6 protein-coding genes are annotated in these 7,231 nt (G+C 49.7%); 1 reads left to right on the forward strand and 5 read right to left on the reverse strand.

Annotated elements, in window-relative coordinates:
- The 5 genes from BN93_RS05260 to BN93_RS05280 all read right to left on the reverse strand — a co-directional run.
- Positions 1 to 1,156 (reverse strand): penicillin-binding transpeptidase domain-containing protein (locus tag BN93_RS05260; protein ID WP_019187296.1); only part of this gene is annotated, 1,156 nt, incomplete at its 3' end.
- A 13-nt stretch (positions 1,157 to 1,169) separates the two neighbouring features.
- Positions 1,170 to 1,670, reverse strand: a complete 501-nt coding sequence (mreD, locus tag BN93_RS05265; RefSeq protein ID WP_019187297.1) for a rod shape-determining protein MreD — start codon at positions 1,668 to 1,670, stop codon at positions 1,170 to 1,172.
- Positions 1,671 to 1,808: 138 nt separating this feature from the next.
- Positions 1,809 to 2,672, reverse strand: coding sequence for a rod shape-determining protein MreC (gene mreC, locus BN93_RS05270; RefSeq protein ID WP_019187298.1), 864 nt, complete (start codon positions 2,670 to 2,672; stop codon positions 1,809 to 1,811).
- Positions 2,673 to 2,676: 4 nt separating this feature from the next.
- Positions 2,677 to 3,699, reverse strand: coding sequence for a rod shape-determining protein (locus BN93_RS05275; protein ID WP_044259987.1), 1,023 nt, complete (start codon positions 3,697 to 3,699; stop codon positions 2,677 to 2,679).
- Positions 3,700 to 4,013: 314 nt separating this feature from the next.
- Entirely contained in the window at positions 4,014 to 4,616 is a 603-nt protein-coding gene (locus BN93_RS05280) for an IMP cyclohydrolase (protein WP_019187300.1), read from the reverse strand.
- A 1,466-nt stretch (positions 4,617 to 6,082) separates the two neighbouring features.
- Here BN93_RS05280 and BN93_RS05295 point away from each other — a divergent pair.
- On the forward strand, positions 6,083 to 7,231 hold a 1,149-nt coding region (locus BN93_RS05295; protein ID WP_019187304.1), incomplete at its 3' end, for a 3-phosphoshikimate 1-carboxyvinyltransferase.

Here is a 7,231-nt window from a genome sequence, read left to right on the forward strand (position 1 = left end):
TCATGTGGAACAATCCCCAACAAAAATAGCTGTTGCACGAGGTACAAAGGGCTTGAACGAGGTTGGTGGGAGCCGCATGTGGGTGGCATCCCACGTGCAGACCGCGGTAATTAAAGCCGCGTGCGCAAGGATAAAGGGTGTGTTCGTCGATAATCCCCTCGGTCATGTAGGTTAGTCCTTGCGTGGTTTTGAATGTGGAACCCGGCGGATATTGGCCCATGATGGCACGATTGAGCAAGGGTTTCCACACGTCTTTCGAAAGTGCGAGGTGGTTTTTGCCCCTTTGTCGGCCCACCATGATGCGCGGGTCGTAGGTTGGCGACGACACCATGCAGAGCACTTCGCCCGTAGCGGGTTCGATAGCCACAATGCTGCCAATCTTTCCTTCGAGCAAACGCTCGCCAAGTTCTTGCAGCTTGATGTCAATTCCCAACGTCAGGTTCTTGCCGGCCACGGGTCGACGGTCGAACTTTCCATTCTGATAGTTTCCCTGAACACGCCCGTGGGCGTCGCGCAGAAGTATCTGCACGCCCTTTTCTCCACGAAGTTGTTCTTCATAGCTACGTTCTATGCCCAGTTTGCCGATGTAATCGCCCGGCTGATAATAGTCGGAGTTCTCCACATCGCTTTTCGAGACCTCGGCCACGTCGCCCAAAACGTGTGCGGCGTAGGGGTATTGGTATTGTCGGATGCTTCGTTTCTGAACGTAGAAACCAGGGAAACGGAATATCTTTTCTTGGAAAACGCTGAACTCTTTATCCGAAAGCTGACTCATAAACACCTGTTCGGTAAAGCGCGAATAGCCTGGATTTTTGTTGCGGTCCTTGATATCGTTCATGCGTTTGATGAAATATTCCTTGGTAATGCCCAAGGCATTGCAAAATTCCATCGTGTCTAGCCGTCCCTTTTCTTCGTTCATCACCACCATGATGTCGTATGCGGGTTGGTTATAAACAAGCAAACGCCCGTGCCTATCGGTGATGGCACCACGCGAAGGGTACTCAATCTTTTTGAGGAAAGCGTTACTGTCGGCGTTTTTCTTGTAGTCGTCGCTGAGCAATTGCAGCGTGAAAAGGCGGATAAGGTAGACCGTTACAATGAATATAGCCACCCCACCGATAACCAACCGCCTTTTGTCGAGTTCGAAATCTTTCACGCCCAGTTCCCCCTTATCTACTTCTAAGGTTGTCTAGCACCATCACCAACACCAAGGTAAGCAACGTGCTGCCGCCCACACAAAACAGCCATTGCATCCAATTAAAGAACGAGAAGGCCTCCAAAGAAAAGAAAACCAAGCAATAAGTGAAGACGATGATGAAGGCAAAGAACAGGTATCGCCCAAAGCCCAGCACCTTCATCGAGGGCACAAGGTCTTCGGCGCTTTCCCTTTGTAAGAAAAGTTCCAAGAGATAAGGCCGCAACAAGGCCACAAGCGTAAGCGAGGCGGCTGCCACGCCGGGCGTATTAGAAAACATGTCTACGCCTAAGCCCATGGCGAATGCCCAAGCAAGCATACCCCACTTGGGGTAATTGCGCGGAAAGAGCAACACCATATATATATATAGCAAAGGGGTGGCGCTGTCGAAGAGATGCACTTGGTTTAGCACCAGCACCTGCACCAACAGGAATACTAGGAACGTTCCTAATGTTTTCAATACGCCTACGGTCATGTTTGTTTTCTTTCTCTCTTCTTTATCGGCCTTTCGGCCTTGTTTTCTGTTTGTTTTCCGAAAGTGGGGGAAGTTGGCACTTATAACTCCGTTGCAAGCAGCGGTCGACTTGTTTTGGCCATAAGATGAAGGTGTCGCCTATTCGCGTTTCACTTTAAGCGAGTCTTGCACGGCGCGCATCATCTCCAATCTTTCTTCCATACCGGCATTGTCTATCACGCATACGTCGCGCAACTTGCCGAAATCGGTCGACAGCCTTACCTGCAATCGGTAAGACAAGCCATTGGGCGAATTAAACACATGAAGTATTTTGCCAACAAGCACACCTGGCGGAAAGATAGACGAATAACCGCTGGTAACTACGTCTAGCCCCAGCTTAAATCGCGCATGTCGCGGCACATCGTCTACGTATGCAATGCCTGGGTCGCCCCCGTTCCAATGCAAATAGCCGAAATAGCCCCGGTCCTTAATCATACAACTGACGTTAGAATGCGAGTTAAGCAGGGGTATCACCACCGAATAGTTGCGCGAAACGAGGTAGACCACGCCTACAACGCCCGTTCCACAGGCCACGCCCATGTCTTTCTTAATGCCATGAGCCCAGCCTTTGTCGATGGTGATAAAGTTGTCATTCCTGTCTAACGAGTTACTCACCACCCTTGCGGGGTAAAGTTTGAAACCACTCAGCGCCATTTTCTGTGTCTGCACCACGTCAAGACTGTCGTGCTTGGCTCTCGTTAGCATTTCTTGCATGGCCGACACCTGCTGTTCAAGCTCCAAGTTGCGTTGTGTAAGCTCCTTATTAACCTGCGTAAGCGAGAAGAATGTCTCTACCCACGAGTTGGCCTCATACACTTTCCCAGCCACTTCGTTGGCCGACGAGAACCACACGCTGCCCTGATAGCTGTTGTATTGGAACAGCAACACCACGCTTGTCACCTCAAGAGCGAGGAAAACAAACCAGTGGTTGTAACGCGCTATGAATGCAAAGAGGTTGCGCATGCCCCTATCTCATGAGGAAAGAGAGCCGCTCAACGTTCTTCAAAGCGATGCCGGCACCCTTTGCCACGCTGTGCAATGGGTCTTCGGCGATGTGGAATGGGATGCTAATCCTCTCTTGCAAACGGCGATCTAGTCCGCGCAGCAAGGCGCCACCACCTGTAAGATAGATGCCGTTCTTCACGATGTCGGCGTACAATTCGGGCGGAGTGTTCTCCAAAGCCGACAGCACGGCGTTTTCAATCTTGGCGATGGTCTTGTCCAAGCAGTGTGCAATTTCTTGATAGCACACGGGCACTTCCATCGGCAGTGCCGTTATTCGGTTTGGTCCGTGCACCACATAGTCTTCGGGAGCCTCCTCTCCTAAGTCGGTCAGGGCCGACCCCACGTGTATCTTGATGCGCTCGGCCATACGCTCACTCACTTTAACGTTGTGCTGACGGCTCATGTACTCTTGTATCTCTGCCGTAAGGTCGTCGCCGGCCACGCGCATAGAGTTGTTCGAGACGATACCTCCCAGCGAGATGACGGCAATCTCGGTAGAGCCACCTCCGATGTCAACAATCATGTTGCCTTCGGGTGCCTCAACGTCGATGCCTATGCCGATGGCGGCCGCCATAGGTTCGAAGATAAGGTACACGTCGCGGCCGTCGGCATGTTCTGCCGAGTCGCGCACGGCACGCAACTCCACTTCGGTACTTCCCGAGGGGACACCGATAACCATTCTTAACGAAGGCGAGAACAAGCGGCTGCCCGTATGAACCATCTTTATCAGTCCGCGCATCATCTGCTCGCAAGCTGTAAAGTCGGCGATAACGCCATCGCGCAGCGGCCTTACGGTGCGTATGTTCTCGTGCGTTTTCTCATACATCAGCTTCGCACGTTCGCCAACGGCAATCATTTTGTCCGTTCGGCGGTCGAGCGCAACGACCGAAGGCTCGTCTACCACAATCTTGTCATCACTGATAATGATGGTATTGGCCGTTCCAAGGTCCATCGCAATCTCTTGCATGAAAGAAAAAAATCCCATGTCTTCTTTGTTTTTCGATTGTTGAACAGGCTCAACAAACAAGCGTTCCCCATGCCAAGCCGCCCGTCATGATTGGCCTTGCCCAGCGTTTTGTCGTCTTGCGTGTTGTCTGTCCGTTATTTATTAACTTTTATTTCTCGTTTTTATCGCGTCCGAACCGCCTGTGTTTTGGTTCGTCTGTGCGAAGATTTGTACTTCTTTTTGCCTTTGCCGAACGTGCTGTACCTCTTCATGTTCGACTATTGCTTGCGTTGGTTTTGCAGGCAGTTTGCTTGTTGGTTATGCTGCCACAGTGCGTGCCGACAGGCTTTCGGTTAGGCGTTGTTAGCCTCAAACCAAGCGTGTATGGCCGTGTCGTAGTGGCTGCTCACACCGAAAGCGCGTGTGGCGAACGCCTTACGCTGTGCCAAAGTGGTGTTGGCGCCGCTGGCTTTCAGTATGTCGAGCAGCATGCCATATTCGTTTTTGCTCGGCACAATCACCACGTCGTTGAAGTTTTTTGCGCCAGCCCTGATGAGCGAGATACCTCCGATGTCTATTTTCTCAATGACGTCGGACTGATTTGCCCCGCTGGCCACGGTTTCTTCAAAGGGGTACAGGTCTACGATAACCAAGTCGATGGGATTGATGTCGTATTGTTCCATCTGTGCTTTGTCGGCATGGTTGTCGCGACGGGCAAGGATTCCGCCGAACACTTTGGGGTGAAGTGTCTTCACCCTGCCGCCCAATATCGAAGGATAAGCGGTTAAGTCTTCCACCGCACCACACTCGTAGCCCAGCTCTTCGATAAAGCGGCGTGTGCCTCCAGTAGACAGGAACTTTACACCTTCATCGTTTAATTTGGCTAGCAACTCGTTCAAGCCGTCCTTATGGAATACGGACACGAGTGCCGTCCTAATCTTTTTTGTCTCAGTCATAAACCTATTTGAGTTGTGATATTTGAGTTGCAAAGTTACGAAAAACATCGAAGAGTAGACCAATCGTTTGCCTAAAAAACACATTATATATATTAAAAAAGATAAGTTTCTTAGTTTTTGCGTTTCTAAGCCTGTGCTTTTTATCGTAAACAAGCCGCCAAGAAAGGTGAAAAGGTGAAAAGGTGAAAAGGTGAAAAAGTGAAAAGGTGAAAAGATGGCCTTTAAAGGTGAAAGGGTGAAAAAGTGAAAGGGTGAAAAGATGGCCTTTAAAGGTGAAAGGGTGAAAAGATGGCTGCGCCTACAAGCTTGTAAACTCGTTAACTTATTAACTGAAAAGATGGCTGTGCCTGGCGATAAACGAGCAGGGCTAGTTGGGCTAGTATAACTAGCAAACCTAGAATAACTAGTAAACCTAGAAAAACTAGTAAACCTGGAATAGCTAGCAAACCTAGCACAACTAGTAAACCTAGAATAACTAGCAAACCCAGCACAACAAGCAAACCTAGAATAACCAGCAAACCTAGGCCAACTAGCAAACCTAGAAAGGCCAACCCCGCAAGCTTACCAAGCCAAATGCTTATTGGCTTGGCAGCCCATAAACCCGCCTTTTGTCCGCTTTTCGGCAAGAAATTTAACACGAAGAGTGCCATTTTTACCCACCAACCGCCTACCTTGTCGCAAAAAATCGATTCTCGCGAAGGCTGGTTTTGATGTAAAAAGGGGGTTGGTGGCGAATGTGTCAAAATGAATATTATTCCAAAACAACCATCCTTTGCACCTGTTTTTGGGCCATTTGCAGCAAAAAGTAGTGCGTTTTGGTGCTAAACGGAGTGCAATATGCCGCTAAACGCACTGCGTTTTGCTGCTAAATGCAGTGCGTTTTGCGGCAAAACGCAAGACAAAATGCGGCAAAATGCAGTGCAAAATGCCGCTAAACGCAAGCCGAAAAGCATAAAAATACACCGCGATTGTATAAACAAAACCTTTTAGTTCCATTAAAAACATGGCCAAATAGAGCAAAACTGCCGTCAACAAGTGGCATTTTTGCGGCAAAAAGCAGGTAATTGGAAGTGAAAAAATCACGAGCAGGCAACCTTCTAGAAAGGCTAAATGGTGCTAAATGCAGGCAATATGCGCAAAAACAGACAAGGAGAAGGAACTCTGAAGGCATAATTTGTGGATAAATGCCCGCTTATAGCCCTATATTTTCGCTAGAATGGGGTGGCCAACAGAGCATGATTTGTAAAACATAATTACCACATTTAACAAAAATATGCCGCCACAGAAAAGACTGAAAAGCGACACCAAAGGACAGATTTCTTACAAATGGAACACCATTTATGCGTTAATGACAACAAACAGCCACAAATAAATGCCCACACAACAAAAAAATTAACTCCCCACACTTGTCAATCACGATAATAATGCTTAAATTTGCAATAACCTAATCGCACATTTATTTATATATGCAATATTCAATCGTTGCCCCAGAAAAGCTAAGGGTGGTGGTTACGCTGCCCGCCTCGAAAAGCATAAGCAACAGGGCGCTCATTATGCACGTCCTGTCGGGCAGTTCATTACTGCCGCAAAATCTATCGAATTGCGACGACACGCGCGTTATGGTGCGTGCGCTCTCGGACATGCCAAAGAACATCGACGTCCGTGCAGCAGGTACGGCCATGCGGTTTATGACCGCTTTCCTAAGCTGCCAAAAGGGAGAACACACCCTAACTGGCACACAACGCATGCGCCAACGGCCGATAAAGCCGCTGGTAGACGCGCTTAGATACGTGGGCGCAGAAGTAGAATACGAGGCAAAAGAAGGCTATCCGCCCATACGCATCTACGGAAAGCCGCTAGAAGGCGGCCGAGTGGAGATGCCAGGGGGCATCAGCTCGCAGTTTATCTCGGCCATCCTCATGATTGCCCCCACGCTCAAAAAGGGTTTAGAGCTAAAAATGACGGGGCAAATAGCATCGCGACCCTACATAGACCTCACGCTGTGCATGATGCGCGAATACGGGGCGAAAGCCGATTGGACCGACATCAACGCCATCAGCGTAAAGCCTGGGCAGTACAAGGCGCGACAATACAGCATTGAAAGCGATTGGAGCGCAGCATCCTATTGGTACGAAATGGTTGCACTGAGCAACGACCCCGACACCATTGTAGAGCTGGAAGGGTTGAGCGAAAACTCTAAACAAGGCGACTCGGTGGTGCGCCACATCTTCTCGTTGCTGGGCGTAAAGACCGTTTTCTCTAAGCATCCTGCGGGGCAACTGACGAAGGTGACCCTGAAAAAGCTTCGCACAAGACTGCCCAAGCTGGAATACGACTTCGTAAACTCGCCCGACTTGGCGCAAACGCTCGTGGTTACCTGTGCCATGATGGGCGTTCCCTTCCACTTCAAGGGGCTATCGAGCCTGCGAATAAAGGAAACCGACCGCATCGAGGCGTTGAAGAAAGAAATGGCCAAGCTTGGCTTTGTGCTGCGCGAAATGGCCGAAGGCGAGTTGGCGTGGGACGGAATGCGCTGTCGCCCGTCAGACGAACCCATCGACACATACGAAGATCACCGCATGGCTTTGGCCTTTGCGCCCGTGGCCTTCGTTAAC

The sequence above is a fragment of the Prevotella conceptionensis 9403948 genome (assembly GCF_000312305.1).
Classification (GTDB): Bacteria; Bacteroidota; Bacteroidia; order Bacteroidales; family Bacteroidaceae; genus Prevotella; species Prevotella conceptionensis.